Origin of the sequence: Streptococcus oralis, from assembly GCF_001075875.1 — a bacterium.
Lineage (GTDB): Bacteria > Bacillota > Bacilli > Lactobacillales > Streptococcaceae > Streptococcus > Streptococcus oralis_I.
Map to the genome: position 1 here is coordinate 1 of NZ_JUOS01000185.1, position 26,857 is coordinate 26,857.

34 protein-coding genes and 1 pseudogene are annotated in these 26,857 nt (G+C 41.2%); 29 read left to right on the forward strand and 6 right to left on the reverse strand.

Going from position 1 to position 26,857, the window contains the following annotated elements; genetic code table 11:
• Positions 1-278 (reverse strand): annotated as a pseudogene (locus ADM33_RS09595) (hypothetical protein); the annotation flags it as partial.
• 206 nt (positions 279-484) lie between these two features.
• Positions 485-1,651: a CynX/NimT family MFS transporter gene (locus ADM33_RS09600; protein ID WP_049504835.1), complete on the reverse strand. Its 1,167-nt coding sequence runs from the start codon at positions 1,649-1,651 to the stop codon at positions 485-487.
• Between the two features lie 213 nt (positions 1,652-1,864).
• Here ADM33_RS09600 and ADM33_RS09605 point away from each other — a divergent pair, with 213 nt between their 5' ends.
• The 4 genes from ADM33_RS09605 (at position 1,865) to ADM33_RS09620 (ending at position 5,871) form a co-directional block, all read left to right on the forward strand.
• Entirely contained in the window at positions 1,865-2,695 is an 831-nt protein-coding gene (locus ADM33_RS09605) for a glycosyltransferase (RefSeq protein WP_049504836.1), read from the forward strand.
• Positions 2,696-2,765: 70 nt separating this feature from the next.
• On the forward strand, positions 2,766-4,616 hold the full coding sequence (locus tag ADM33_RS09610; protein WP_049504838.1) for a nucleoside-diphosphate sugar epimerase/dehydratase: 1,851 nt from the start codon (positions 2,766-2,768) through the stop codon (positions 4,614-4,616).
• Between the two features lie 262 nt (positions 4,617-4,878).
• The gene (locus tag ADM33_RS09615; RefSeq protein ID WP_049504840.1) at positions 4,879-5,304 is read left to right on the forward strand and encodes a DUF805 domain-containing protein; all 426 of its coding nucleotides are present in this window, start codon (positions 4,879-4,881) and stop codon (positions 5,302-5,304) included.
• Between the two features lie 150 nt (positions 5,305-5,454).
• The gene (locus ADM33_RS09620) at positions 5,455-5,871 is read left to right on the forward strand and encodes a DUF805 domain-containing protein (RefSeq protein ID WP_049504842.1); all 417 of its coding nucleotides are present in this window, start codon (positions 5,455-5,457) and stop codon (positions 5,869-5,871) included.
• Between the two features lie 86 nt (positions 5,872-5,957).
• Here ADM33_RS09620 and ADM33_RS09625 read toward each other — a convergent pair whose 3' ends face one another.
• Genes ADM33_RS09625 through sdaAB form a run of 3 tightly spaced genes read right to left on the reverse strand, consistent with a single transcriptional unit; the run spans position 5,958 to position 8,175 of the window.
• Positions 5,958-6,599, reverse strand: coding sequence for an HAD hydrolase-like protein (locus ADM33_RS09625; protein ID WP_049504844.1), 642 nt, complete (start codon positions 6,597-6,599; stop codon positions 5,958-5,960).
• Between the two features lie 23 nt (positions 6,600-6,622).
• Complete coding sequence (gene sdaAA, locus ADM33_RS09630; RefSeq protein WP_049504846.1) at positions 6,623-7,495, reverse strand: L-serine ammonia-lyase, iron-sulfur-dependent, subunit alpha; 873 nt, start codon at positions 7,493-7,495, stop codon at positions 6,623-6,625.
• Positions 7,496-7,503: 8 nt separating this feature from the next.
• The gene (gene sdaAB / locus ADM33_RS09635; RefSeq protein ID WP_049504848.1) at positions 7,504-8,175 is read right to left on the reverse strand and encodes an L-serine ammonia-lyase, iron-sulfur-dependent subunit beta; all 672 of its coding nucleotides are present in this window, start codon (positions 8,173-8,175) and stop codon (positions 7,504-7,506) included.
• A 240-nt stretch (positions 8,176-8,415) separates the two neighbouring features.
• Here sdaAB and ADM33_RS09640 point away from each other — a divergent pair, with 240 nt between their 5' ends.
• Positions 8,416-9,024, forward strand: coding sequence for a LysM peptidoglycan-binding domain-containing protein (locus ADM33_RS09640; protein ID WP_049504850.1), 609 nt, complete (start codon positions 8,416-8,418; stop codon positions 9,022-9,024).
• A 51-nt stretch (positions 9,025-9,075) separates the two neighbouring features.
• Here ADM33_RS09640 and ADM33_RS09645 read toward each other — a convergent pair whose 3' ends face one another.
• Positions 9,076-9,939 carry a helix-turn-helix domain-containing protein gene (locus tag ADM33_RS09645; protein ID WP_049504852.1) on the reverse strand — a complete coding sequence of 288 codons (864 nt, stop codon included), beginning with the start codon at positions 9,937-9,939 and terminating at the stop codon, positions 9,076-9,078.
• Between the two features lie 561 nt (positions 9,940-10,500).
• Here ADM33_RS09645 and ADM33_RS11790 point away from each other — a divergent pair.
• The 24 genes from ADM33_RS11790 (at position 10,501) to rplN (ending at position 26,791) form a co-directional block, all read left to right on the forward strand.
• Positions 10,501-10,707, forward strand: a complete 207-nt coding sequence (locus ADM33_RS11790) for a hypothetical protein (protein ID WP_080982727.1) — start codon at positions 10,501-10,503, stop codon at positions 10,705-10,707.
• 164 nt (positions 10,708-10,871) lie between these two features.
• On the forward strand, positions 10,872-11,993 hold the full coding sequence (gene mnmA / locus ADM33_RS09650) for a tRNA 2-thiouridine(34) synthase MnmA (RefSeq protein ID WP_049504854.1): 1,122 nt from the start codon (positions 10,872-10,874) through the stop codon (positions 11,991-11,993).
• 140 nt (positions 11,994-12,133) lie between these two features.
• Positions 12,134-12,589: an NUDIX hydrolase gene (locus tag ADM33_RS09655; protein WP_049504856.1), complete on the forward strand. Its 456-nt coding sequence runs from the start codon at positions 12,134-12,136 to the stop codon at positions 12,587-12,589.
• Positions 12,590-12,597: 8 nt separating this feature from the next.
• Entirely contained in the window at positions 12,598-13,029 is a 432-nt protein-coding gene (locus tag ADM33_RS09660; protein WP_049504858.1) for an NUDIX hydrolase, read from the forward strand.
• The gene (gene mnmG, locus ADM33_RS09665; protein WP_016466468.1) at positions 13,019-14,935 is read left to right on the forward strand and encodes a tRNA uridine-5-carboxymethylaminomethyl(34) synthesis enzyme MnmG; all 1,917 of its coding nucleotides are present in this window, start codon (positions 13,019-13,021) and stop codon (positions 14,933-14,935) included. Before ADM33_RS09660 ends, mnmG begins: the two co-directional genes overlap by 11 nt.
• Before the next feature lie 87 nt (positions 14,936-15,022).
• Positions 15,023-15,157, forward strand: a complete 135-nt coding sequence (locus ADM33_RS11805; protein ID WP_275138986.1) for a hypothetical protein — start codon at positions 15,023-15,025, stop codon at positions 15,155-15,157.
• Between the two features lie 44 nt (positions 15,158-15,201).
• On the forward strand, positions 15,202-16,755 hold the full coding sequence (locus ADM33_RS09670; RefSeq protein WP_049504861.1) for a hypothetical protein: 1,554 nt from the start codon (positions 15,202-15,204) through the stop codon (positions 16,753-16,755).
• Between the two features lie 119 nt (positions 16,756-16,874).
• On the forward strand, positions 16,875-19,082 hold the full coding sequence (nrdD, locus tag ADM33_RS09675; RefSeq protein ID WP_049504864.1) for an anaerobic ribonucleoside-triphosphate reductase: 2,208 nt from the start codon (positions 16,875-16,877) through the stop codon (positions 19,080-19,082).
• Between the two features lie 11 nt (positions 19,083-19,093).
• Entirely contained in the window at positions 19,094-19,234 is a 141-nt protein-coding gene (locus ADM33_RS11610) for a hypothetical protein (protein WP_006149022.1), read from the forward strand.
• Between the two features lie 37 nt (positions 19,235-19,271).
• The gene (locus ADM33_RS09685; protein ID WP_049504867.1) at positions 19,272-19,772 is read left to right on the forward strand and encodes a GNAT family N-acetyltransferase; all 501 of its coding nucleotides are present in this window, start codon (positions 19,272-19,274) and stop codon (positions 19,770-19,772) included.
• Positions 19,773-19,777: 5 nt separating this feature from the next.
• Positions 19,778-20,374, forward strand: coding sequence for an anaerobic ribonucleoside-triphosphate reductase activating protein (gene nrdG / locus ADM33_RS09690; RefSeq protein WP_045613165.1), 597 nt, complete (start codon positions 19,778-19,780; stop codon positions 20,372-20,374).
• Positions 20,371-20,994, forward strand: coding sequence for a uridine kinase family protein (locus ADM33_RS09695; protein ID WP_049504869.1), 624 nt, complete (start codon positions 20,371-20,373; stop codon positions 20,992-20,994). Before nrdG ends, ADM33_RS09695 begins: the two co-directional genes overlap by 4 nt.
• Positions 20,995-21,258: 264 nt before the next feature.
• On the forward strand, positions 21,259-21,567 hold the full coding sequence (gene rpsJ, locus ADM33_RS09700; RefSeq protein ID WP_001284513.1) for a 30S ribosomal protein S10: 309 nt from the start codon (positions 21,259-21,261) through the stop codon (positions 21,565-21,567).
• Between the two features lie 82 nt (positions 21,568-21,649).
• The gene (gene rplC, locus ADM33_RS09705) at positions 21,650-22,276 is read left to right on the forward strand and encodes a 50S ribosomal protein L3 (RefSeq protein WP_000160197.1); all 627 of its coding nucleotides are present in this window, start codon (positions 21,650-21,652) and stop codon (positions 22,274-22,276) included.
• Between the two features lie 24 nt (positions 22,277-22,300).
• A complete protein-coding gene (gene rplD / locus ADM33_RS09710) occupies positions 22,301-22,924 on the forward strand; it encodes a 50S ribosomal protein L4 (protein WP_049504871.1) in 624 nt (207 codons plus the stop codon).
• The gene (locus tag ADM33_RS09715) at positions 22,924-23,220 is read left to right on the forward strand and encodes a 50S ribosomal protein L23 (RefSeq protein WP_001055345.1); all 297 of its coding nucleotides are present in this window, start codon (positions 22,924-22,926) and stop codon (positions 23,218-23,220) included. The genes rplD and ADM33_RS09715 overlap by 1 nt, the downstream gene beginning before the upstream one ends.
• Before the next feature lie 17 nt (positions 23,221-23,237).
• Positions 23,238-24,071, forward strand: a complete 834-nt coding sequence (gene rplB / locus ADM33_RS09720; RefSeq protein ID WP_000512914.1) for a 50S ribosomal protein L2 — start codon at positions 23,238-23,240, stop codon at positions 24,069-24,071.
• 104 nt (positions 24,072-24,175) lie between these two features.
• Entirely contained in the window at positions 24,176-24,457 is a 282-nt protein-coding gene (gene rpsS, locus ADM33_RS09725) for a 30S ribosomal protein S19 (RefSeq protein ID WP_000533766.1), read from the forward strand.
• An 11-nt stretch (positions 24,458-24,468) separates the two neighbouring features.
• Positions 24,469-24,813, forward strand: a complete 345-nt coding sequence (rplV, locus tag ADM33_RS09730) for a 50S ribosomal protein L22 (RefSeq protein WP_000818137.1) — start codon at positions 24,469-24,471, stop codon at positions 24,811-24,813.
• Between the two features lie 12 nt (positions 24,814-24,825).
• A complete protein-coding gene (gene rpsC, locus ADM33_RS09735) occupies positions 24,826-25,479 on the forward strand; it encodes a 30S ribosomal protein S3 (RefSeq protein WP_000529936.1) in 654 nt (217 codons plus the stop codon).
• 3 nt (positions 25,480-25,482) lie between these two features.
• Entirely contained in the window at positions 25,483-25,896 is a 414-nt protein-coding gene (rplP, locus tag ADM33_RS09740; protein ID WP_000960948.1) for a 50S ribosomal protein L16, read from the forward strand.
• Positions 25,897-25,905: 9 nt separating this feature from the next.
• On the forward strand, positions 25,906-26,112 hold the full coding sequence (gene rpmC, locus ADM33_RS09745; RefSeq protein ID WP_000772918.1) for a 50S ribosomal protein L29: 207 nt from the start codon (positions 25,906-25,908) through the stop codon (positions 26,110-26,112).
• A 24-nt stretch (positions 26,113-26,136) separates the two neighbouring features.
• The gene (gene rpsQ / locus ADM33_RS09750) at positions 26,137-26,397 is read left to right on the forward strand and encodes a 30S ribosomal protein S17 (protein WP_000440801.1); all 261 of its coding nucleotides are present in this window, start codon (positions 26,137-26,139) and stop codon (positions 26,395-26,397) included.
• Positions 26,398-26,422: 25 nt separating this feature from the next.
• Complete coding sequence (gene rplN / locus ADM33_RS09755; RefSeq protein ID WP_000616548.1) at positions 26,423-26,791, forward strand: 50S ribosomal protein L14; 369 nt, start codon at positions 26,423-26,425, stop codon at positions 26,789-26,791.
• Positions 26,792-26,857 lie beyond the last annotated feature (66 nt).

Sequence of the window (26,857 nt, forward strand, 5' to 3'; positions counted from 1 at the left end):
GCAATATCTTGGGGCTCATTGAATTTTTTGTAAATATCATTAATTTTCTGAATAGTTTCAGTAACTTCTTCAGCTTTCGTCTGTTTAGTCGATAGCCTGACTAAGACCTTAGCATACCGCAACGCAATGTCTTCTAATTTAGGGTATTGCTCATAAATAATTCTTGCCTTTTCAGCTAGATCTTCGCAGGTATCTTTATCTATTTCCTTAGCTGATAAGTCAAGAAACTTATCTAATTCTGCTATGCTCTGTTCAAAATTGTTTTTCTGTTCATCCATACTATGTCCCTCGCTTTAACAGTAAATATTGGTAGTTAAACTAATATATCTTTTCATAATTAGTTTCTATATATTTTATTATATCAAAAACTACATTTTTCTCCTAGTATATGTATGATGCTTTTTAAATATATACTCATACAAAAAAACCAGACTCAGTCTGGCTTTCAAAGTGTATTTATTTGTAGTAAATTCTAAAAACCTTTTTAGAGGATTTTCTCAGTTTTATCCACCATAAAGAGGGAGATTGTCATGATGATATCAATTACTAGAAGAATCAGTACCGCTGGAACCCAAGACTGGAACATGTTAAAACTGTAACCAAAGAGAGTTGGTCCAAAGGCCGCTAGAATGTAACCACCGGTCTGGGCAAGTCCAGATAATTGAGCCGTCTTTTCAGGAGAGCTGGTTTTGATGGAGAAGCAAACCATGAGATAAGGGAAAAGAGCGCTACAGGCAGTACCAATCAAGAGATGCGCTACTAACCAGTAAAGGAAACTCTTGCTCGGGTATAGGAGCATAGCAATTCCAAGCATTCCAGCGAGAGAGATGACTGTCAGCATGATTTGACGGTGACGATTGGACAAACGAGTTGTTAAACTTGGAATTGTCATCGAGAAGGGGATACTAATCAGTGAAAAGATAGAAGCCAGAAGACCAGCGTCCGTATGAGATAGTCCAGCACTGATGGCCATGGTTGGTAACCAGGTCATACTGGTATAAAAGAGTAGGGATTGGAGTCCACCGAATACAATAATAGCCCAAACTTTCTTGTCTTTTAGAATGTTCTCTTTCTTTTGTTTTTTCTCATGTCCTTCTAGAAAATGATTGTGACGATGATTGGGGAACCAGACAGCTAAAGTGAGTAGGCAGACAAAGGATAGGCAGAGGATTAAGCCTTTCCAAGATGTCGCCTGAGTAATGGGAACAGAGAGATAGGAAGCAAGAGCTGTTGCGATTCCCATGGAAGTCACATAAACCGTCGTCAGGAGACTAATCTTTTGTGGATAGTTGGCCTGAATGGCGCTAGGAAGAAGTACGTTAAAAATAGCGACACTTGCTCCGATGAGTAGGGTTCCCAGATAAAGCAATGGGAGATTGAAGATACGAATCACTGAACCTATGGTCAATACGATAAGGCTGTAGGTAAAAAGGTGCTCGAGTCCAATCTTTTGAGCTAAACGGGTCGCAAAAGAGGAAAAGAGGGCAAACATCAAAAGAGGGAGACTGGTCAAAACACCAAGTGAGCTGACCTCAACTCCTAAACCTTGAGCAATATCTCCTAAAATAGTCGGTAAGGCTGTAAAAGGAGCTCTTAAGACCGCTCCGATTAAGACAATTCCTAGAATAAAAAAGAGTGATCGTTTTTTCATGTGAACCTCAATAAACTGATTTTGATAACAGCTTATTTTAAGTTTTTTTCCAAGAGATGTCAAGATAGAGAGAATCCGTTACTTAGCTCAGCGAAATCATGGGAAAAAGAAGGATAGATTTACTAGTTTTTTTCTGGGATTCAAATAAAAATAGGAAAGTCTGGAAATTTGTGATAAAATAGTGGAAGAAAATCTATACATTGGAGAAAAACTGTGTCTGAAAATCGGAAATTTAGTGTCTTGATGTCAGTCTATATCAAAGAAAATCCTACCTTTCTAGAAGAAGCAGTAGAGAGCATCTTACATCAAACACTCAAACCTAGCGAAGTGGTAATCGTCGAAGATGGTCCGCTGACACCTGAACTCTATCAAGTTTTGGAAAAATTGGAAGCACAGTCAAGTATTCCAATCAAACGTTGCCCACTTGAGCAAAATCGTGGCTTAGGGTTAGCGCTTCAGTACGGCGTCTTACAGTGCCAGTATGACGTTATTGCTCGTATGGATACAGATGATATTGCTGTCGAAGACCGTTTCGAACAACAGTTTGTCTTGATGGAAAAGGAAAATTTGGACTTGCTGGGAGGTCATATCGCAGAATTTATTGACCAACCAGACGAGATTGTGTCTTACCGTCGTGTGCCGATTAAGCATGAGGATATCGTTGCCTACCAACGTATGAGAAGTGCCTTCAATCACATGACGGTTATGTTCAAAAAAGAGATGGTGTTAAAGGCAGGCAACTATGAAGATGGCCTTTATATGGAAGATGATCTGCTTTGGCTCAATATGATTAGCGCTGGTGCTCGGACTGGAAATGTGGACCAGATTCTTTGTAAGGTGCGCGTGGGAGCGGGGATGTTTGAACGCCGCGGTGGTCTTCGCTATCTCAAACTCTATCGCCAAGCACGTCAAAGAATGCACGCGCGTGGACAGATTTCTTATGGCGAATATCTAAAAAGTGTTTTAATTCAAGTTGTCGTTGCCCTATGTCCAGGCTTTGTACGACAGTTTATATTTTTAAAACTATTGAGAAAAAGCAAATAGCTCATCAGTTTTAAAAAAATGTCTTGTAATAACTAGAAAATGTGATTTTGTGTAGGAGGATACCATTCACATGAATAAAAAAATGACAGATTATGTAATTGATCTGGTTGAAGTGTTAAATAAACAACAAAAACAAGTCTTTTGGGGGATTTTTGATGCTGCCAGCATGATTTCCTCAATCATTGTTTCTTACATCTTGTTTTATGGATTGATCAATCCAGCTCCTGTGGACTATGTCATCTATACTAGCTTGACCTTCCTGTTCTATCAAATCATGATTGGATTCTGGGGGCTCAATGCTAGCATTAGTCGTTATAGCAAAATCACAGACTTTATGAAGATATTCATTGGAGTAAGTATCAGCAGTGTCTTGTCCTATCTCCTATGCTATGCCTTCTTGCCGCTTTTTTCTGTGCGTTTTATCGTTCTCTTTATCCTACTCAGCACCTTCTTGATCTTGTTCCCTCGTATTACTTGGCAGCTGATCTATTCTAGACGTAAAAAAGGTGATGGAGAAGGGGAACATCGTCGTACCTTCTTGATTGGTGCGGGAGACGGTGGAGCTCTCTTTATGAATAGCTACCAACACCCTACGAGTGACCTTGAGTTAGTGGGTATTTTGGACAATGATGAAAAGAAAAAAGGTCAAAAACTAGGAGGAATCCCAGTCTTAGGATCTTATGAACAGTTACCAGAACTTTCTAAACGTCATCAGATTGAAAAAGTTATCGTTGCGATTCCTTCCCTTGATCCGTCAGAATATGAGCGCATCTTGAAAATGTGTAACCAACTTGGCTTGAAGTGTTATAAGATGCCCAAGATTGAGTCGGTTGTGCAAGGGTTGCATCCTCAGGTAGGTGGTTTCCAAAAAATTGACATTACTGACCTTTTGGGACGTAAAGAAATTCAACTAGATGAATCACGCTTAGGCTCAGAAATTACTGGAAAAACCATCTTGGTGACAGGTGCGGGAGGTTCTATCGGTTCTGAAATTTGCCGTCAGGTTAGTCGCTTTAATCCAGAGCGCGTGGTTCTCTTGGGGCATGGGGAAAACTCCATTTATCTGATCTATCATGAATTGATTCGTAGCTTCCAAGGAATTGACTATGTTCCTGTGATTGCAGACATCCAAGACTATGATCGCTTGCTTCAAGTATTTGAGCAGTACCAACCAGCCATTGTTTACCACGCTGCTGCCCATAAGCACGTGCCGATGATGGAACGTAATCCAAAAGAAGCCTTTAAAAATAATATCCTCGGAACTTACAATGTTGCCAAGGCAGTTGACGCCGCTAAGGTACCGAAGATGGTTATGATTTCGACCGATAAGGCCGTTAATCCACCAAACGTAATGGGAGCTACCAAACGTGTGGCAGAGTTGATTGTTACAGGATTCAACCAACGTAGTCAGTCTACCTATTGTGCGGTTCGTTTTGGAAATGTTCTTGGTAGCCGTGGTAGTGTGATTCCAGTATTTGAGCGTCAGATTGCAGAGGGTGGTCCAGTGACTGTGACAGACTTCCGTATGACTCGTTACTTTATGACCATTCCAGAAGCTAGCCGTTTGGTGATCCATGCAGGAGCTTATGCTAAAGATGGAGAGGTCTTTATCCTTGATATGGGCAAACCAGTTAAGATTTATGATTTGGCCAAGAAAATGGTTCTTCTCAGCGGACGTACTGAAAATGAAATCCCGATTGTAGAAGTGGGGATTCGTCCAGGTGAGAAACTCTATGAGGAGTTGTTGGTATCTACTGAATTAGTTGATAATCAAGTCATGGATAAGATTTTTGTTGGTAAGGTTAATGTCATGCCACTTGAAGTTATCAATCAAAAGATTGAAGAATTCCGTGCCTTGCAAGGTTCAGAGTTGAAGCAAGCTATTATCGGTTTTGCTAACGAAACAACTCACATTCATTAAAAAAGTAAAAAGGTATGATTCCTAGCTTCATGTTAGAGGTGAGTGGAATTATACCTTTTCTTGATAACTGCTACTCCTTTACCAATTTTTGAACAAACTTGTCATTGTTGAACATTTATGGTAAACTAAATTTATACTATTTGAAAATCAAAGTAAATGAGGTCTGCATCGTTTGACTGTACTTAGATATGGTTTATAACGAACTTTCTAATTTGCTCTTTCATTTTCATTTCGTATGAATTAAAAAAATAGGGAGTAACTTATGATTAACGCATATAAGAATTTCTTTAAAGGTTATGTAGATTTTACAGGCCGTTCAACACGCTCAGAGTATTGGTGGATTTGGTTAACAAATATGATCCTCCTTGTCCCTTTTTACTCAGCATATTTTAAGGTGCTCGCAAATCCAAGAAATGAGGCTGCTCTAGTGGCCTTGGGTGGAATTGCTATTATCTACATGATTTTCGGGCTAGCCCTAATATTACCTATGTTAGCTTTGACAGTTCGTCGACTACGTGATGCTGGTTTCCACTGGGCTCTAATCTTTATCATTTTTATTCCCATGGTTGGACCTCTTGCTCTTTTAGTTTTGTTAGCTATGCCAACGAAACAAGTAGAAGTAGTGACCATCAATGAAACTGAAGAAGTTGTAGAAGTTTCACCATTCGAAGAATCAGACAAAAACTAAGAAGTTTAGGTTTTGCAAGTGAAACTGTTTTAGAGTTTTCTTTATATTGTTAAGCAAATATCTAACACTCCCATATCTAAAATAGATTTGGGAGTGTTTTAGAACAATGAGGCTGCTTTATAGTATACAGTTGTTAAAAGGAGAAATATCTTGTTTAGGGCTTATATAAATTTTTTAAAAGGTTATGTAGATTTTGTAGGACGCTCAACACGTCCAGAGTATTGGTGGGTTTGGCTGATGAATCATATCTTGTTCCTCCCCCTGTATATCCTTATCTTCAATAAAGAAATAAACCAAGGTCCTTCTCTGAACTTTACTTTAGTTATATTGGTTGTCAGTATTTATGCCATTTTGGCTCTACTCCTTTTGTTGCCTACTTTAGCGTTAAAGATTCGACGTTTGCGTGATGGAGGTTTCCACTGGGCCTTTATCTTCCTTCACTTTGTTCCAATGGTCGGACGTTTTGCTCTATTAGTTCTGCTAGCCATGCCAAGTAAGGAAGTAGAAATAGTAACAATCAATAGACCTAAAGAAGTTGAAAGCGAAGAAGTTTCCCCTTTTGAATAATTGGACGAGTACGGGGAATGTCATTCTCCTCATTAAAATCAGACAAAAAGCTCCCAAACCTAACTTTTAGGCTGGGAGTCTTTTGTTTAACGTTTTAATTGTAGATGCTGTAAAATGTCTGTTGGCTGGTGAGCAATCCAATCAGGATGATAGGTCATGAGCTCCTTTTCATCGCCAAATCCCCAAGTAACCGCTAATTTTTTAATGCCAGTTTCTTGGGCACCAATCATATCAAACTTGGTATCTCCGATAATAACGACTGTTTCGGGCGCTAGATGATGAGTTTCCAGAGCCTGACGAATGACATCAGCCTTGTGTAGGGCTTGAGGGCTTGAACCATAAATGCCATCAAAGAAGTGGTCAATCCCAAAATTGCTAGTCATGTCAACTGCGGTTGGTGTATTCTTCGTAGTAGTGATATAAAGAGGATAATGTTCAGCTAGTTCTACGAGTAAATCTTTGATATGTGGAAAGAGTTGGGCTTCGTAAACACCCTTTTCCTTATAATAAGAACGATAGAGCTGGATGGCCTGCTCTATCTGCTTAGCTGGTAAACAACTAGCAAAGCTGGTTTCTAGTGGAGGCCCCATAAAACCTCGAATGGTTTTGGCACCAGGACTAGAAACTCCAAGTTGGTCAAAGGTATAGGTGAAACCATTATGGATACCGATAGAACTATCAACTAGCGTTCCATCTAAGTCAAAAAAGATAGCAGATATAGATGACATTGATTCTCCTCAAAATGATGAAATTATTCGCCGAAGATTTCTTTTTGAAGGCGACGACCTGTAGGTGTGGCAGCGAGCCCCCCTTCAGCAGTTTCACGAAAGGCAGTTGGTAAGCTAGATCCTACTTGATACATGGCATCGATGACCTCATCAACTGGAATTTTCGATTCGATACCAGCTAAAGCCATGTCGGCCGCGATGAAGGCAAAGCTTGCTCCCATGGCATTCCGCTTGACACAAGGAACTTCAACCAAACCTGCAACTGGGTCGCAAATGAGACCGAGCATGTTTTTGATAACGAAGGCGATAGCCTGGCTCGCTTGATAAGGCGTTCCGCCTGCAGCTAGAGTTAGGGCAGCGGCACTCATGGCTGAAGCTGAACCGACTTCGGCCTGGCAGCCACCTTCGGCTCCCGAGATAGAAGCGTTGTTAGCAATTACGAGTCCAAAAGCACCTGCAGCGAATAAGAAGTCTAGTTGTTGTTCATGAGTTAGATTGAGTTTTTGAATAGCAGATGTGAGAACTGCGGGAAGACAACCTGCGCTACCTGCGGTCGGTGTCGCACAAACAAGACCCATCTTAGCATTGTGCTCATTAACGGCAATGGCGTTACGGGCGGCAGACAAGACAGTGAAGTCTGATAGGGTCTTTCCTTTTTTGATGTAGTGGTCAAGCTTGGCAGCATCTCCACCTGTCAAACCGCTACGAGATTTTTTTTCACTAAGACCAAGCTCAACGGAAGCTTTCATGACTTCAAGGTTGCGCTCCATGAGAAGGAGAACTTCTTCACGTTCACGACCGGTTAGCTCAAACTCAGTTCTAATCATGAGTTCAGCAACATTGCCTTGAAAATCAAGTTCGGCTTGTTGGACTAATTCTTTGATAGAGTAAAACATATTTTCTCCTATTGAAAGAAATTGACATTATGCAAATGAGGAATTTTACGAATCTCTTTGATAGATTCATCACAGTTGCGACTATCAACTTCGATAATCATAATGGCTTTTTCGCCAGCCTTTTCTCGGGTTACATTCATCTGAGCGATATTGATGTCAAAGCGAGAGAGGGCCTCTGTTACGTGAGCAATCATACCTGGAACATCCTGATGAACGATGATGATGGTAGGAGTGTTCATGTTGAGGGATACCGCAAAACCATTGAGCTCTGTCACTTGGATATTACCACCCCCGATTGAAATTCCTGTTACACTGATGGTCTTGTGCTCATTCTTAACCGTTATTTTCGTAGTGTTTGGGTGAGGGGCGTTACTGTCTTTCTGGATAGTCCAGACAATTTTGATGCCACGCTTGTGAGCAATTTCTAAACTATTTGGAATTTCTGGATCATCTGTGTCCATTCCCAGAATTCCAGCGACAAGGGCTAAATCGGTTCCATGCCCGCGATAGGTTTTTGCAAAAGAATTAAAAAGCTGGAACTCAACCTCGGTTGGAGTATCGTCAAAGATAGAAGAGACGATTTTACCGATACGAACAGCTCCTGCCGTGTGACTACTAGATGGACCAATCATGACTGGTCCAATGATATCAAAGACAGATTGAAAACGAAGTGATTGCATCTGTTTCCCCTTAAAAAGATTCTTACCTCTATTATATCAAAGATTAGATGCAAGCGCTCAATTCCATGATAAAATATCTAAAATCCCCATAAAGCCTCTAAAACAAGCCTTTTGTAACAAAAAGAGGCTATTTAAGTGAAATAAAACATAGTCTTGTAACATTTCTACATAAAACCGTCAAGAAACAGTAATAATAGTAGGGTATGATGGAAATATAAGAAAGAAGGAGAATCTTTTAATATGAAATCAACAACTAACAAAATTAAAACAGGACTTGTAGGAGTAGCAGCAGCGCTTGCTTTTCTTGCACCATCACTTGCTTTTGCACAAGAAACAACAACTTACACAGTAAAATCAGGTGACACTCTATCAGGAATCGCTGAAAAATACAATACAACTGTTGAAAAATTGGCAGAAAAAAATAAGATTAAAGATATTCATTTGATCTATGTAGACCAAGTATTGGTTATTGATGGTGAAGCACCAGCAACTTCAACTACTTCAGCTGCGACAGCAGAAGCTCCAGTAGCAGCACCTGCAGCTACTGAAACAACAACTTATGAAGCGCCAGCAGCAAGCGTAACTGTAGCAGAAGAAACTTCAGCATCAACTTCAACCGTCAGCGGATCTGAAGCAGAAGCTAAAGAATGGATCGCTCAAAAAGAATCAGGCGGTAGCTACACAGCTACAAACGGACGTTACATCGGACGTTACCAATTGACAGATTCATACTTGAACGGTGACTACTCAGCAGAAAACCAAGAACGTGTAGCAGATGCTTACGTTGCAGGACGTTACGGTTCATGGACAGCTGCTAAGAACTTCTGGCTTAACAACGGTTGGTACTAAGAACTAACTAGCAGAATAAGATGCAAAAGTCGAGGGATTTCCTCGGCTTTTTTATATTTCCTTTGCTTGATAACAGGTCTCTACTTCCTTTTTGAGGTGAGATAGCATGGAGGTTTCATCAGTTAACTCCAGAAGGGAGAAGCCCTTTTGAAGCAGATGATCATTACTAGTACAAATACCTATTCGAACATAGGCAATAGCCAAAATATCGTATCTTTTCTTTTTCTTAGCATCCTCTAGTAAGGTGTAGCAGATTTGTTGACAGGTATTTTTATCTTGATTGTACAAGTAAATGGTGGACAGATTGAGTAGGATTGCCATTCGTAATTCATATAAATGCCGATAGTTTTTATATTCTTCCAAGCGCTGCAAGATTTGTTCAGTGATCAGATGGAGGTGTTCAATGGGAAAGCTGAAAAGGATGGTGTTGAGGATTTTTAGGTCACTTTCATACCATGTATCTTGTTTTTCAATTTTTTCCCAAAGCTTTTTGACCGTTTGTTCCACTTGGATTGAAAGTTGTCCTGTTCCATGTTGACGGATATAAATGACAACTTCCAACATATCTCTGATTTCCTCTATAGGGAGATCGTGATGGACCTTGAGATAGTCTTGGCATGTTTCAAATAAATTGACTAGACTACTGGTACCAAAGATGGAACTTGTATTGAGATAGGTTTGCATGATTTCTGTTCGCTGGCTCGGTCTATAGAGATGGCAGATGTATTCAAACTCTTCAAAACTCATATTGATTTGACGGAGAAGAAACTCCATGTTTTCATATTTGGGAGTTGCCTTGCCACTTTCAAACTTGGAAAGGCTGGTTCTTGAAAGGACATTTCCACAGACCTCTTCTTGTGTCAATCCTTTTGACTCACGTATTTCTTTATATACTTTCCCGAAATCATAGCGCATGATTTTCTCCTTTTCGTGAAAAAAGTTAACAATAAATAGAATTCTATTAAACATATTGTATCATAAGAAATAGAAATTAAAGTGGATATCATGAGAAGAAAATAAGAAAGGTGATTTTATCTATAGTAGGTAGAATCTAAAAAATAAATTATGACTCATTTAAAATTTTATATCAAATCCGTTCTTTGTTCATTGGTATTTTTTATCCTTTTAATTCTTTTTATTAAAAATATATATTACCCTGTTTTAAAGATAACTATTGAAGTTATTCTGACATTTTCGATAGGTAGTCTTTGTTATTCTATTTTTTGTAAAACAAATCGTGCTGCTTTTCTGCCAATTTCGGTTGTTTTATTTTTGCTGACACTCTATTTACTGGGAGTATAGTATTTTAGCAGAAACTTTGTCAGTTTATATTTTTCTCTTGGAGAAATTATGACGATTGAAATTTTAGTGGCATTAAGTGGAGTAAATTTGCTATCAAGATTTTTCAAAAAAAAGAGAAGTCAATAGAGTTGTTAGTGGATTATTAAGACGAAAGGTAAAATTGGGATATTTAAAATGAAACATTTTTTTGCAGGATTTGGTGAAATAAACTTTATAAATTATCTATTGTATATATGTGTAGGACTAGTCCCTCTTTTTCATATCTATGTAATAGACTCTGAAATGAATTTTGTGAAAATAGTATTATCTATTTTGGGAGTCATATTTGTATGTATTTTAACTATTGCTCGAATTTATAGGAATTTTTTCTATAAAGAATAGTTTGGAATGAAAAAGTGTCTTATGCAAGAGGTTGCCAGATTTGTCAGCCTCTTCCTTGTCTTCTCCAACCAAGCATGTTATAATGAAAACTGCTCAAACGACCTTCAATCGTGAAGCACACACGACCTTCAATCGTGAATAAACGAATAGATGGGAGAACTACCATGAGTGATAACTCTAAAACACGTGTTGTCGTGGGGATGAGTGGTGGTGTTGATTCGTCGGTGACGGCTCTCTTGCTCAAGGAGCAGGGCTACGATGTGATCGGTATCTTCATGAAGAACTGGGACGACACAGATGAAAACGGCGTCTGTACGGCGACCGAAGACTACAAGGATGTGGCTGCGGTAGCAGACCAACTTGGCATTCCTTACTACTCTGTCAACTTTGAAAAAGAGTACTGGGACCGCGTTTTTGAGTATTTCCTAGCGGAATACAGAGCAGGACGCACGCCCAATCCAGACGTTATGTGTAACAAGGAAATCAAGTTTAAGGCCTTTTTGGACTATGCGATGACCTTGGGAGCAGACTATGTAGCGACTGGGCATTATGCCCGAGTGGCGCGTGATGAGGATGGCATCGTTCACATGCTTCGTGGCGTGGACAATGGCAAGGATCAGACTTATTTCCTCAGCCAACTTTCACAAGAACAACTCCAAAAGACTATGTTCCCTTTGGGACATTTGGAAAAACCTGAAGTTCGCAGACTAGCAGAAGAAGCAGGCCTTGCGACTGCTAAGAAGAAAGACTCGACAGGAATTTGCTTTATCGGAGAAAAGAACTTTAAAGAATTTCTCAGCAACTACCTACCAGCCCAGCCTGGTCGCATGATGACTGTGGATGGTCGCGATATGGGCGAGCATGCTGGTCTTATGTATTATACGATTGGTCAGCGTGGGGGACTCGGTATCGGTGGGCAACACGGTGGTGACAATGCACCTTGGTTTGTTGTTGGAAAGGATTTGAGCCAAAATATCCTCTATGTGGGCCAAGGATTCTACCATGATTCGCTCATGTCAACAAGCTTAGAGGCTAGTCAAGTCCACTTTACTCGTGATATGCCAGAGGAATTTACGCTAGAATGCACGGCTAAATTCCGCTACCGTCAGCCTGATTCTAAGGTGACCGTCCATGTCAAAGGAGACAAGGCAGAGGTCATCTTTGCAGAACCTCAGCGCGCCATTACACCAGGACAGGCAGTTGTCTTTTACGACGGTGAAGAGTGTCTCGGTGGTGGCTTGATTGACAATGCCTACCGTGATGGCAAGGTTTGTCAGTACATTTAGATTGACAAATTTTCTCAATTTGCTACAATAATAAAAGCAATAGAAATGATGGTCAAAGCTCATGGATGTTGCAGGCTTTTTTGTCCTGCACTTCTTACGAGTTTTGACTGTTTTTGTGTCGTTTAAGGGAAAGGACAAAAATGACTCAACAAGACTTTCGGACAAAAGTGGGTAGTACGGTTTTTGGTGTTCGGGCGACAGCTTTGATTCTCCAAAATCGCAAACTTCTAGTTACTAAAGACAAGGACAAGTATTACACCATCGGCGGTGCTATTCAAGTCAATGAAAGCACGGAAGAAGCGGTAGTCCGCGAAGTGAGGGAAGAATTGGGCGTCAAAGCTCAAGCTGGGCAGCTAGCTTTCGTGGTTGAAAATCGTTTTAAAGAAGACGGCGTTTATTATCACAACATCGAGTTCCATTATTTAGTGGACTTGCTGGAAGATGCACCGTTAACCATGCAAGAAGATGAGAAAACGCAACCCTGTGAGTGGATTGACTTGGATAAACTTGAGGATTTCCAGCTAGTTCCAGCCTTTTTGAAAACAGCCCTGCCAAATTGGGACGGACAATTACGGCACATCCATCTTAACGAATAGGAGAGAAAATGATGGTTAAGCTTATTGCCCATGTACTTGTTCATAGTGGTGGTGATTATTTACTCATTCAGCGTTCGGAAATTAAAAGAGGACAACCCAACGTTTATCCGACTTACTGGGATATTCCTGGTGGTGGGGTTGAAAAGGGTGAACTTCCGCGAGATGGAGCTCTTAGAGAATGTATTGAAGAAGCGGGAGTTAGGCTAGACAGCAGTTCGCTCAAACTTCTTCACGAAGATAGTCAACTGGATACCTCTAAGGATACTGTCTTTACTCGCTTAGTTTATAAAGCAGAGTGGGTTGGGGAGAAGCCAATTATCAGATTAGATCCTGAAGAGCATACACACTTTAAATGGGTTACCATGGATCAAGCTCTAGAGGAGGAGAAGTTAGTTCCTTATTTGCGAGAAATTTTTGAAAGGTTAAGAAATGACTTATAATTTTACGGAAGAATACGATATTATTGTAATCGGTGCTGGGCATGCCGGGGTGGAAGCTTCCCTAGCTGCTAGCCGTATGGGTTGCAAGGTCTTGCTTGCGACTATTAACATTGAAATGTTGGCTTTCATGCCATGTAATCCCTCTATCGGTGGCTCTGCCAAGGGGATTGTCGTGCGCGAAGTGGATGCCCTCGGTGGAGAAATGGCTAAGACCATTGACAAGACTTACATCCAGATGAAGATGCTTAACACTGGGAAAGGTCCAGCAGTTCGAGCTCTTCGTGCGCAGGCTGACAAGGAGCTTTACTCTAAGGAAATGCGCAAAACGGTTGAAAATCAAGAAAATCTCACCCTTCGTCAGACAATGATTGATGAGATTCTGGTAGAAGATGGCAAGGTAGTTGGTGTGCGTACTGCGACTCATCAAGAGTATGCTGCAAAGGCTGTTATTGTAACTACAGGAACGGCTCTCCGTGGGGAAATCATCATCGGAGACCTTAAGTACTCGTCAGGTCCTAACCACAGCCTGGCTTCTATTAACCTTGCTGATAATCTCAAGGAACTGGGACTTGAAATCGGTCGTTTCAAGACAGGAACGCCTCCACGTGTCAAGGCTTCTTCTATCAACTATGATGTGACAGAGATCCAGCCAGGAGATGAAACACCAAATCACTTCTCTTACACTTCACGTGATGAAGATTATGTCAAAGACCAAGTACCGTGCTGGTTGACCTATACCAATGGTACCAGCCATGAGATTATTCAGAATAACCTCCACCGCGCGCCTATGTTTACAGGCGTGGTCAAGGGAGTGGGACCTCGCTATTGTCCGTCGATTGAGGACAAGATTGTGCGTTTTGCGGACAAGGAACGCCACCAACTCTTCCTTGAGCCAGAAGGGCGCAATACAGAAGAAGTATATGTTCAAGGTCTCTCAACCAGCCTTCCTGAGGATGTACAACGTGACTTGGTACATTCCATCAAAGGTTTGGAAAATGCAGAGATGATGCGAACTGGTTATGCTATCGAGTACGACATGGTCTTGCCTCATCAATTGCGTGCGACTCTGGAAACCAAGAAAATCTCAGGACTTTTCACAGCTGGTCAGACCAATGGTACATCTGGATATGAGGAGGCTGCTGGTCAAGGGATTATCGCGGGTATCAATGCGGCTCTGAAAATCCAAGGCAAGCCTGAGTTGATTCTGAAACGAAGCGACGGTTATATCGGAGTGATGATTGACGACTTGGTAACAAAGGGTACCATTGAACCCTACCGTCTCTTGACCAGTCGTGCTGAGTACCGTCTCATCCTCCGTCATGACAATGCCGATATGCGTTTGACGGAGATGGGACGCGAGATTGGACTTGTAGATGATGAACGTTGGGCTCGTTTTGAAATCAAGAAAAATCAATTTGAAAATGAAATGAAGCGTTTAGACAGCATCAAACTCAAGCCAGTCAAGGAAACAAATGCTAAGGTTGAAGCAATGGGATTCAAACCATTGACAGATGCAGTCACTGCCAAGGAGTTCCTCCGTCGTCCAGAAGTCTCTTACCAAGATGTGGTTGCCTTCATCGGACCTGCCGCTGAGGAGTTAGATGACAAGATTATTGAATTGATTGAAACAGAAATCAAGTACGAAGGCTACATCTCAAAAGCCATGGATCAGGTTGCCAAGATGAAACGCATGGAAGAAAAACGCATTCCAGCTAACATCGACTGGGATGATATTGATTCTATCGCGACAGAAGCTCGCCAGAAGTTCAAGCTCATTAATCCAGAAACCATCGGCCAAGCCAGCCGTATTTCGGGAGTAAACCCAGCAGATATCTCCATTTTGATGGTGTATCTAGAAGGTAAAAATCGAAGCATCTCAAAAAATTTAGAAAAGAAAGCTGACTAAAAACAAAATGCTGAATTCTCTTTTAGGGAATTCAGTTTTTTTGATAGATTGCTTCTATTTTTTCGAATAAAGAGAAAAGGAGAAGAGATGATAACAGTAGAAGAAAAAAATTTTTTAGACGCCTATAAAAAGGTGTCTTATCACCGTTTTTATGAGATTGAACGCTTCGCTAATCTCTGTAAAAAGCTGAACAAATGCCCTCAGCAGGCTGACAAGAACTAGACTTTTTGATATACTAGAACAAATCAAAAACTAGGAGAGAATGAATGAACGTATATGGCAGATTAGACGATGAACCAACTCCAACTTGGACTGGAAATCAAGAAAATTCAGCTGGAGGAGAGGAGCGAGAAGAGTTTGAAACACGACAATCTGCTCGCTTACCATTGTTTAAAATCCTAATTTGGAGCACTTTAGCGGTACTTGTATCTGTAGTTCTTCCTTTTATGCTAGGATTGACCAATCCAGAGCAGGCTCAGGATTTCTATATTGGATGGGCTATGCACCAAGGAGGAGAAATCTACACAGACTATTTTGGAACGAGTGGTCTCCTCTATTATTTCCTACAGTATCTAGCTAAAGGTAGCCTTTTATTTGCGGCCTTTAATTGGCTTGCTTTGGTGGGCGCTGGAATTTTTCTTTTCCGTTCAACCTATGACTTGACGAAAGAGGATGAGCAGTCGCGACAAGTATTGACGATTTTTTACCTTCTTGCGGGAGGTCTTAGCTTTGGTGGTGGCTATGCCACAATTCTTGCCCTTCCATTTTTATTCTACGCCCTAAACTTCGTCACAACCTATTTGGCAGAATCTAATCATGATAAAGGTTTCTTGCGTATCGGGATGAGTTTGGCGCTTGCCTTCTTCTTGGCGCCTCTAGTCACAGTTCTATATACTCTTGTCTTGTTTTTAGCCTTACTAGCCTTTAATATCGGACGCGGTTACTGGGCTCGCGGCTTTTATCAATTTCTTGCGATTTGTCTAGGATTTTCACTCTTCTTTTATCCAATCGGTTACTACACAGTTTATAAAGGGAGCTTCGGGAGTGCTATTAGTCAAATTCTCTATCCAATTGATAGTTTGAATTTTATGTCCAACCCAGGTCTGCTAGATAATCTCCTCTTTTATGGATTATTAGCAATCGGTCTCGGAGGATTGACCCTTGTGTTTGCAGGCTTTTTCCAGTCTAAACCAAGCAAGCAATACGTCCTATCTATATTTGCTGCGCTTGCTCTTGTACTATCACTAGGCTTGGAAATTTTCTCTACTGAACCGATCCATGGAAGTCGTCTAGCTGAGTTGCTTCCTTTCATGTCCATTTTGTTATTGACTCGAATTCGTGCCAATAATGCAGAGGGAGTGAGTCGTAGTAGAAGATATAGCGAAGCCCCTTCGGTATGGGCAATCTTCCTCAAAGGAAATGTTTACCTGCCTATCTTGGCCCTTGCTTACCTATTCTTGGCCCCTCTAGTAGCGCGCTATGTCCTTCACTCGGAACAATATCAAGAACGCGCTCGTATCGAAACTATTGTCAAGGGGCAAACGCAAGCAACAGACAGCATTTATGTATGGGACAATTCGGCTAGTGCTTATCAGGCCAGCGAACGATTAGCAGCTAGTCAGTTACTAACACCGAAATTACATACAGTTTTATCTGAAAATCATACCAAACTGGTAAATGATCTACGTGATAACCAGCCTAAAGTGATTGTGGTCAATACAAAAACAGCCCTCTGGACGGAAGTAGAACAGCTTCTAGCAGAAAGATATCAACCAGTTCAAAGTGAATTCAAAGACTTTAAACTTTACAAATTAAAATAAAACAATCAATATCTTGTGTAATTTTAAAAAAATTTTATTTTTTAACACAAGATATTGATTTTTCTTTTTAGAGTGGTATAATACTTTTTAGAAAGAACATTTTAGAAAAGAGCATGCATATGATTGCACTAGAAGAAAAAATTACAATTTTGCCAACTCTCTTCGTCGAGAAACGAGATGGGAGACGTGTTGTATTTGATGTGGACAAGATTGACAAGGCTCTCCACAAGGCGGCAGACAAGGTTATGGATGTGACACCCTTAGTCGAAAAGCGCCTTAATGCTCTGACTGAGCGTATTGTCAAAGAAATTCATAGTCGCTTTCCACAGGGAGTTAAGATTTACGAAATCCAAAACATCGTAGAGCACGAATTGTTGGAAGCTAAAGAATATGCTCTGGCTGAGGAGTATATCACCTATCGGACTCAAAGGGATTTTGAGCGCTCAAAAGCAACAGATATCAACTTCAGTATCCATAAACTTCTCAACAAAGACCAGGCAGTTGTCAATGAGAATGCTAATAAAGATAGTGATGTTTTTAATACCCAGCGTGATTTGACAGCGGGGATTGTTGGGAAATCAATCGGTCTTCAAATGCTTCCTAAGCATGTGGCTAATGCCCACCAAAAAGGGGATATCCACTATCACGATTTGGATTACAGCCCCTACACGCCTATGACCAACTGCTGTCTGATTGATTTCAAGGGCATGTTGGAAAATGGTTTTAAGATTGGGAATGCTGAGGTAGAGAGTCCTAAGTCTATTCAGACTGCGACTGCTCAGATATCGCAAATCATCGCCAACGTTGCATCAAGTCAGTATGGAGGCTGTTCAGCAGACCGTATCGATGAAGTCTTGGCTCCTTATGCAGAAAAAAATTACCAAAAACACCTCAAAGATGCAGAGGAATGGGTACTACCTGACAAGCGTGAGGAGTACGCCTGGAAGAAAACCCAAAAAGATATCTATGATGCCATGCAATCTCTAGAGTATGAAATCAATACTCTCTTCACTTCAAATGGGCAAACACCCTTTACTTCTCTTGGTTTCGGATTAGGAACCAGTCGTTTTGAACGTGAAATTCAAAAGGCTATCTTGAACATTCGAATCAAGGGGTTGGGATCAGAACACCGTACAGCTATCTTCCCTAAATTGATCTTCACTCTTAAAAGAGGACTTAACTTGGAGGAAGGTTCACCTAACTACGACATCAAGCAGTTGGCGCTCGAATGCGCAACTAAACGCATGTACCCAGATGTCTTGTCTTACGATAAGATTATCGAATTGACAGGTTCCTTCAAGGTTCCGATGGGATGTCGTTCATTCCTTCAAGGATGGAAGGATGAAAATGGAGTTGAAGTTAACTCTGGCCGTATGAATCTAGGGGTCGTGACGGTAAATCTGCCTCGTATTGCCCTCGAGTCTGAAGGCGACCTGAACAAGTTCTGGGAAATCTTCAACGAGCGCATGAATATTGCTGAAGATGCTCTAGTTTATCGTGTGGAAAGAACCAAGGAAGCCACTCCAGCTAATGCACCAATTCTTTATCAATACGGTGCCTTCGGACGTCGTCTTGGGAAGGAAGAAAGTGTTGACGTTCTCTTTAAGAACCGTCGTGCTACTGTTTCGCTTGGCTACATTGGACTTTATGAAGTAGCGACAGTCTTCTTTGGTAACAATTGGGAAACCAATCCAGAAGCTAAAGAATTCACCCTTGATATCATTCGAGACATGAAACATCGAGTAGAAGAGTGGTCAGACCAATATGGCTATCACTTCTCTATTTATTCAACACCATCTGAAAGTCTGACAGACCGCTTCTGTCGTTTGGATACAGAGAAGTTTGGCTCTATTCCAGACATTACTGATAAAGAATACTACACAAATTCCTTCCATTATGATGTGCGTAAAAATCCAACTCCTTTTGAAAAACTAGATTTTGAAAAGGTTTATCCAGAAACGGGTGCATCAGGTGGCTTCATCCACTACTGTGAGTATCCAGTTCTTCAACAAAATCCAAAGGCCTTGGAAGCTGTTTGGGATTATGCTTATGACCGTGTAGGTTATCTCGGAACCAATACTCCAATTGACCGCTGTTACAAGTGTGATTTTGAAGGAGATTTTGAGCCGACAGAGAGAGGATTTGCTTGTCCTAACTGTGGAAATAACGATCCTAAAACAGTAGATGTTGTTAAACGGACCTGTGGTTATCTTGGTAATCCACAAGCGCGTCCGATGGTTAATGGACGCCACAAGGAAATTGCTGCGCGTGTCAAACACATGAACGGTTCTACCATCAAAACAGCAGGACATGAAGTAAGAAGTTAGAAAGAAATAGAATGGGAAAATATCAATTAGACGATAAGGGCAAGGCCTTGGTTCAACGGTTCCACGAGAAACATTCAAAAGGTGGAAGCAGCAAAAAAGACCGAGTGGCTAGCCTTAGAGAGCAGTTTTTAAATAAGAATAAGAAAAAGTGAGAGTCCGCTCTCGCTTTTCTCTTAGTTGGAGGTAAAGATGATACTACGCAGACCGACATTGGCAGATAAAGAAGCTGTATTAAACATGATGGCAGAGTTTGAACAGACTCAATCAGCCCACGATGGAGGATTTTGGGATATTGAGAATTTCTCTTACGAGGACTGGCTAGAAACTGGCCGAAATAAAGAAATGGGAATAGGATTGCTGGAAAATCGCGTTCCATCAATTCAGTTCGTTTTGTTTGATGAATCAGGCCGTGCTTTAGGTTTTTTGAATCTACGGCTGAGACTAAATGAGGGCTTGCTGAATCATGCTGGCCATATTGGCTATTCTATCCGCCCTTCCGAAAGAGGCAAGGGCTACGCCAAGGAAGCTCTCCATCAAGGTCTAAAAATTGCTAAAGAAAAGAATATCAAACGAGCGCTTGTGACTTGTAGCACAGAAAATCCTGCCAGCCGAGCTGTTATCTTAGCTAATGGAGGGCAGTTAGAGGATGTTCGAAATGGAACGGAGCGCTATTGGATAGAGTTGGAGTAGAAAGCATGACATGGAATACACCAAAACCAGGCGAGTGGAAGAGTGAGGAGCTTAGTCAAGGGCGTATCATTGACTATAAGGCTTTTAACTTTGTGGATGGAGAAGGGGTGCGCAATTCTCTCTATGTAGCCGGCTGCATGTTTCACTGTGAGGGCTGTTACAATGTAGCGACCTGGTCCTTTAATGCAGGAATTCCTTATACGCCAGAGTTGGAAGAACAGATTATGGCAGACTTAGCACAGCCCTATGTTCAAGGATTGACCTTGCTAGGAGGAGAGCCATTCCTCAATACAGGTATTCTTTTGCCCCTTGTAAAACGCATTCGAAAGGAATTGCCAGAAAAAGACATCTGGTCTTGGACAGGCTACACTTGGGAAGAAATGATGTTGGAAACTCCTGACAAACTCGAACTTTTATCCCTGATTGATATCCTGGTAGATGGTCGCTATGATAAAAGCAAGCGTAATCTCATGCTTCAGTTCCGTGGCTCTTCCAACCAACGGATTATCGATGTGCAAAAGTCTCTCCAAAGTGGAAAAGTAGTCATTTGGGACAAGCTTAACGATGGAAAAGAAAGCTATGAACAGGTGAAGAGAGAATGAAGAAAAAAGACTTAATAGAACAACTGGTCTCAGAGATAGAAACGGGAAAAGTAAAAACACTGGGTATCTACGGCCATGGAGCTTCAGGAAAATCAACTTTTGCTCAAGAATTGTACCAAGAACTTGATTCCCAAAAGGTAAATTTACTAGAGACAGATCCCTACATTACTTCGGGACGACACTTAGTGGTACCTAAAGAGACACCAGACCAAAAGGTGACAGCATGTTTACCGGTAGCACATGAGCTGGCAAGTTTACAAAGAGATATTCTTGCTCTGCAGGCGGGTATGGATGTCTTGACAATAGAAGAAGCTTGGAAGGCTAGTGAGATCTTATCTGGAGAAAAACCAATTCTGATAGTCGAAGGGATGTCTGTGGGTTTTTTACCCAAGGAACTTTTTGACAAAACCATTTGTTTCTACACAGATGAGGAGACCGAATTAAAGAGGCGACTAGCTCGAGATACGACTGTGAGAAATCGTGATGCATCCTTTATATTGGCTAGTCAGCAGATGAGACGAGAGCAGTATCTACAATACTATAAAGAAACCGAGACAAGAGCTGATATCTTGGTAGATCAATCAGATGATAAATTTCAAATTAAAACTAACATTATATAGAAGAAAAGACAGATAATCTAGCACTTAAATATGAAAATTTATTAAAATGGAATAAGAAAACAGTTTCATCTAAAAAATTTAAAAAAACCTGTCAAATCCCTTGCAATCGCAGGGGCTTTGTGTTATTCTATTATGGTGCTGTAAATTACAGCTTTAGCTTTGATGCAAGAGGTTGCGACACGCTCGGTTGCATTGCCACGCAACGCGCGTCGGTTTTCTTGTGGAGCTAGCCTATTATCTTAAATAGACGAAAAGGAGAAAAAGATGGCAAACAAAAAAATCCGTATCCGTTTGAAAGCTTACGAACACCGTACGCTTGACACAGCGGCTGCAAAAATCGTAGAATCAGCTACTCGTACAGGTGCACAAGTTGCGGGTCCAATCCCACTTCCAACTGAGCGTAGCCTCTACACAATCATTCGTGCGACTCACAAATACAAAGACTCTCGCGAACAATTTGAAATGCGTACACACAAACGTTTGATCGATATCGTTAACCCAACTCAAAAAACAGTTGACGCTTTGATGAAATTGGATCTTCCAAGTGGTGTAAACGTAGAAATCAAACTTTAATTTAAAGCTTGATAACTTGAGCATAAAAAACGCTCGTTAAAAACTTTTTGAATAAAAAATATAGAAAAGGAACTATTTTCTCATGACAAAAGGAATCTTAGGGAAAAAAGTGGGAATGACTCAAATCTTCACTGAAGCTGGCGAATTGATCCCTGTAACAGTTATTGAAGCAACTCCAAACGTTGTTCTTCAAGTTAAAACTGTTGAAACAGACGGATACAACGCTATCCAAGTTGGTTTCGATGACAAACGCGAAGTATTGAGCAACAAACCTGCTAAAGGACATGTAGCAAAAGCTAACACGGCTCCTAAGCGCTTCATTCGTGAATTCAAAAACGTTGAAGGCTTGGAAGTTGGTGCTGAAATCACAGTTGAAACTTTCGCAGCTGGAGATGTTGTTGACGTAACTGGTACTTCTAAAGGTAAAGGTTTCCAAGGTGTTATCAAACGCCACGGACAATCACGTGGACCTATGGCTCACGGTTCTCGTTACCACCGTCGTCCAGGTTCTATGGGACCTGTTGCACCTAACCGCGTATTCAAAGGTAAAAACCTTGCAGGACGTATGGGTGGCGACCGTGTAACAATTCAAAACCTTGAAGTTGTACAAGTTGTTCCAGAAAAGAACGTTATCCTTATCAAAGGTAACGTACCAGGTGCTAAGAAATCTCTTATCACTATCAAATCAGCAGTTAAAGCTGGTAAATAATAAGGAAAGGGGAATACAGTCAAAATGGCAAATGTAACATTATTCGACCAAACTGGTAAACAAGCGGGCGAAGTTGTTCTTAACGATGCAATCTTTGGTATCGAACCAAACCAATCTGTTGTGTTTGATGTCATCATCAGCCAACGTGCTAGCCTTCGTCAAGGAACTCACGCTATTAAAAACCGTTCAGCCGTTTCAGGTGGCGGACGCAAACCATGGCGTCAAAAAGGAACTGGACGTGCTCGTCAAGGTTCTATCCGCTCTCCACAATGGCGTGGTGGTGGAATCGTCTTCGGACCAACTCCACGTAGCTATGCGTACAAACTTCCTCAAAAAGTTCGTCGCCTTGCACTAAAATCTGTTTACTCAGAAAAAGTTGCTGAAAACAAATTTGTAGCCGTTGATTCTCTTGAATTTACAGCTCCAAAAACTGCTGAATTTGCAAAAGTTCTTGCAGCTTTGAGCATCGATTCTAAAGTCCTTGTTATTCTTGAAGAAGGAAACGAATTCGCAGCTCTTTCAGCTCGTAACCTTCCAAACGTGAAAGTTGCGACTGCTACAACTGCAAGTGTTCTTGACATCGCAAATAGTGACAAACTTCTTGTTACTCAAGCAGCTATCTCTAAAATCGAGGAGGTTCTTGCATAATGAATTTGTATGATGTTATCAAAAAACCTGTTATCACTGAAAACTCAATGGCTCAACTTGAAGCAGGCAAATATGTATTTGAAGTTGACACTCGTGCGCACAAACTTTTGATCAAGCAAGCTGTTGAAGCTGCTTTCGAAGGTGTTAAAGTTGCAAATGTTAACACAATCAACGTAAAACCTAAAGCTAAACGTGTTGGACGTTACACTGGTTTTACTAACAAAACTAAAAAAGCTATCATCACACTTACAGCTGATTCAAAAGCAATCGAGTTGTTTGCTGCTGAAGCTGAATAATCTAAGGAGGAAATATCGTGGGAATTCGTGTTTATAAACCAACAACAAACGGTCGCCGTAATATGACTTCTTTGGATTTCGCTGAAATCACAACAAGCACACCTGAAAAAACTTTGCTTGTTGCTTTGAAGAACAAGGCTGGTCGTAACAACAACGGTCGTATCACAGTTCGTCACCAAGGTGGTGGACACAAACGTTTCTACCGTTTGGTTGACTTTAAACGTAACAAAGATAACGTTGAAGCAGTTGTTAAAACTATCGAGTACGATCCAAACCGTTCTGCAAACATCGCTCTTGTACACTACACTGACGGTGTGAAAGCATACATCATCGCTCCAAAAGGTCTTGAAGTTGGTCAACGTATCGTTTCAGGTCCTGAAGCAGATATCAAAGTAGGTAACGCTCTTCCACTTGCTAACATCCCAGTTGGTACTTTGGTCCACAACATTGAGTTGAAACCAGGCCGTGGTGGTGAATTGGTTCGTGCTGCTGGAGCTTCTGCTCAAGTATTGGGACAAGAAGGTAAATACGTTCTTGTTCGTCTTCAATCAGGCGAAGTTCGTATGATTCTTGGAACTTGTCGTGCTACAGTTGGTGTTGTCGGAAACGAACAACATGGACTTGTAAACCTTGGTAAAGCAGGACGTAGCCGTTGGAAAGGTATCCGCCCAACAGTTCGTGGTTCTGTAATGAACCCTAACGATCACCCACACGGTGGTGGTGAAGGTAAAGCACCAGTTGGTCGTAAAGCCCCATCTACTCCATGGGGCAAACCTGCTCTTGGTCTTAAAACTCGTAACAAGAAAGCGAAATCTGACAAACTTATCGTTCGTCGTCGCAACGAGAAATAATTTAAAACTAGTCGCTTAAGCAACTAGGAAATTCCGCCAGCTCGGTAGCGCTCCTTGTGAGCGCAAGCCGCTGTGGTACAAAATTTAAAGGAGAAAATATAAAAATGGGACGCAGTCTTAAAAAAGGACCTTTCGTCGATGAGCATTTGATGAAAAAAGTTGAAGCTCAAGCTAACGACGAAAAGAAAAAAGTTATCAAAACTTGGTCACGTCGTTCAACGATCTTCCCAAGTTTCATTGGTTACACTATCGCAGTTTATGATGGACGTAAACACGTACCTGTTTACATCCAAGAAGACATGGTAGGTCACAAACTTGGTGAATTTGCACCAACTCGTACTTACAAAGGTCACGCCGCAGACGACAAGAAGACACGTAGAAAATAAGGAGAACATAAATGGCAGAAATTACTTCAGCTAAAGCAATGGCTCGCACAGTACGTGTTTCACCTCGTAAATCACGTCTTGTTCTTGACAACATCCGTGGTAAAAGCGTAGCCGATGCAATCGCAATTTTGACATTCACTCCAAACAAAGCTGCTGAAATCATCTTGAAAGTTTTGAACTCAGCTGTAGCTAACGCTGAAAACAACTTTGGTTTGGATAAAGCTAACTTGGTAGTATCTGAAGCATTCGCAAACGAAGGACCAACTATGAAACGTTTCCGTCCACGTGCGAAAGGTTCAGCTTCACCAATCAACAAACGTACAGCTCACATCACTGTAGCTGTTGCAGAAAAATAAGGAGGTAAAATCGTGGGTCAAAAAGTACATCCAATTGGTATGCGTGTCGGCATCATCCGTGATTGGGATGCCAAATGGTATGCTGAAAAAGAATACGCGGATTACCTTCATGAAGATCTTGCAATCCGTAAATTCGTTCAAAAAGAACTTGCTGACGCAGCTGTTTCAACTATTGAAATTGAACGCGCAGTAAACAAAGTTAACGTTTCACTTCACACTGCTAAACCAGGTATGGTTATCGGTAAAGGTGGTGCTAACGTTGATGCACTCCGTGCTAAACTTAACAAATTGACTGGAAAACAAGTACACATCAACATCATCGAAATCAAACAACCTGATTTGGATGCTCACCTTGTTGGTGAAGGAATTGCTCGTCAATTGGAGCAACGTGTTGCTTTCCGTCGTGCACAAAAACAAGCAATCCAACGTGCTATGCGTGCTGGAGCTAAAGGAATCAAAACTCAAGTATCAGGTCGTTTGAACGGTGCAGATATCGCCCGTGCTGAAGGATACTCTGAAGGAACTGTTCCACTTCACACACTTCGTGCAGATATCGATTACGCTTGGGAAGAAGCAGACACTACATACGGTAAACTTGGTGTTAAAGTATGGATCTACCGTGGTGAAGTTCTTCCAGCTCGTAAAAACACTAAAGGAGGTAAATAACCAATGTTAGTACCTAAACGTGTTAAACACCGTCGTGAATTCCGTGGTAAAATGCGCGGTGAAGCTAAAGGTGGAAAAGAAGTAGCATTCGGTGAATACGGTCTTCAAGCTACAACTAGCCATTGGATCACTAACCGCCAAATCGAAGCTGCTCGTATCGCCATGACTCGTTACATGAAACGTGGTGGTAAAGTTTGGATTAAAATCTTCCCACACAAATCATACACAGCTAAAGCTATCGGGGTTCGTATGGGATCTGGTAAAGGGGCGCCTGAAGGTTGGGTAGCACCAGTTAAACGTGGTAAAGTAATGTTTGAAGTTGCTGGTGTATCTGAAGAGATCGCTCGCGAAGCGCTTCGTCTTGCAAGCCACAAATTGCCAGTTAAATGTAAATTCGTAAAACGTGAAGCAGAATAAGGAGAAGGCATGAAACTTAATGAAGTAAAAGAATTTGTTAAAGAACTTCGTGGTCTTTCTCAAGAAGAACTCGCGAAGCGCGAAAACGAATTGAAAAAAGAATTGTTTGAACTTCGTTTCCAAGCTGCTACTGGTCAATTAGAACAAACAGCTCGCTTGAAAGAAGTTAAAAAACAAATCGCTCGTATCAAAACAGTTCAATCTGAAGCGAAATAATAGACTAGGGAAGGAGAAATTTCAATGGAACGCAATAATCGTAAAGTTCTTGTTGGACGTGTTGTATCTGACAAAATGGACAAGACAATCACAGTTGTAGTTGAAACAAAACGTAACCACCCAGTCTATGGTAAACGTATTAACTACTCTAAAAAATACAAAGCACATGATGAAAACAATGTTGCCAAAGAAGGCGATATCGTACGTATCATGGAAACTCGTCCGCTTTCAGCTACAAAACGTTTCCGTCTTGTAGAAGTCGTTGAAGAAGCGGTTATCATCTAATCAAACCTGAAAGGAGAAAACTGAAATGATTCAAACTGAAACTCGTTTGAAAGTCGCAGACAACAGCGGTGCACGCGAAATCTTGACTATCAAAGTTCTTGGTGGTTCTAAACGTAAATTTGCGAACATCGGTGATGTTATTGTGGCATCTGTAAAACAAGCTACTCCTGGTGGTGCGGTTAAAAAAGGTGACGTTGTTAAAGCAGTTATCGTTCGTACTAAATCAGGTGCTCGTCGTGCTGATGGTTCATACATCAAATTTGACGAAAATGCAGCAGTTATCATCCGTGAAGATAAAACTCCTCGCGGAACACGTATCTTTGGCCCAGTTGCACGTGAATTGCGTGAAGGTGGCTTCATGAAGATCGTGTCACTTGCTCCAGAAGTACTTTAATTTTCACAGAGCAAAAACAAACAAACACAGTCCCCTGGCTAAGCCAGGGTGCCCATTGGGCGTAAG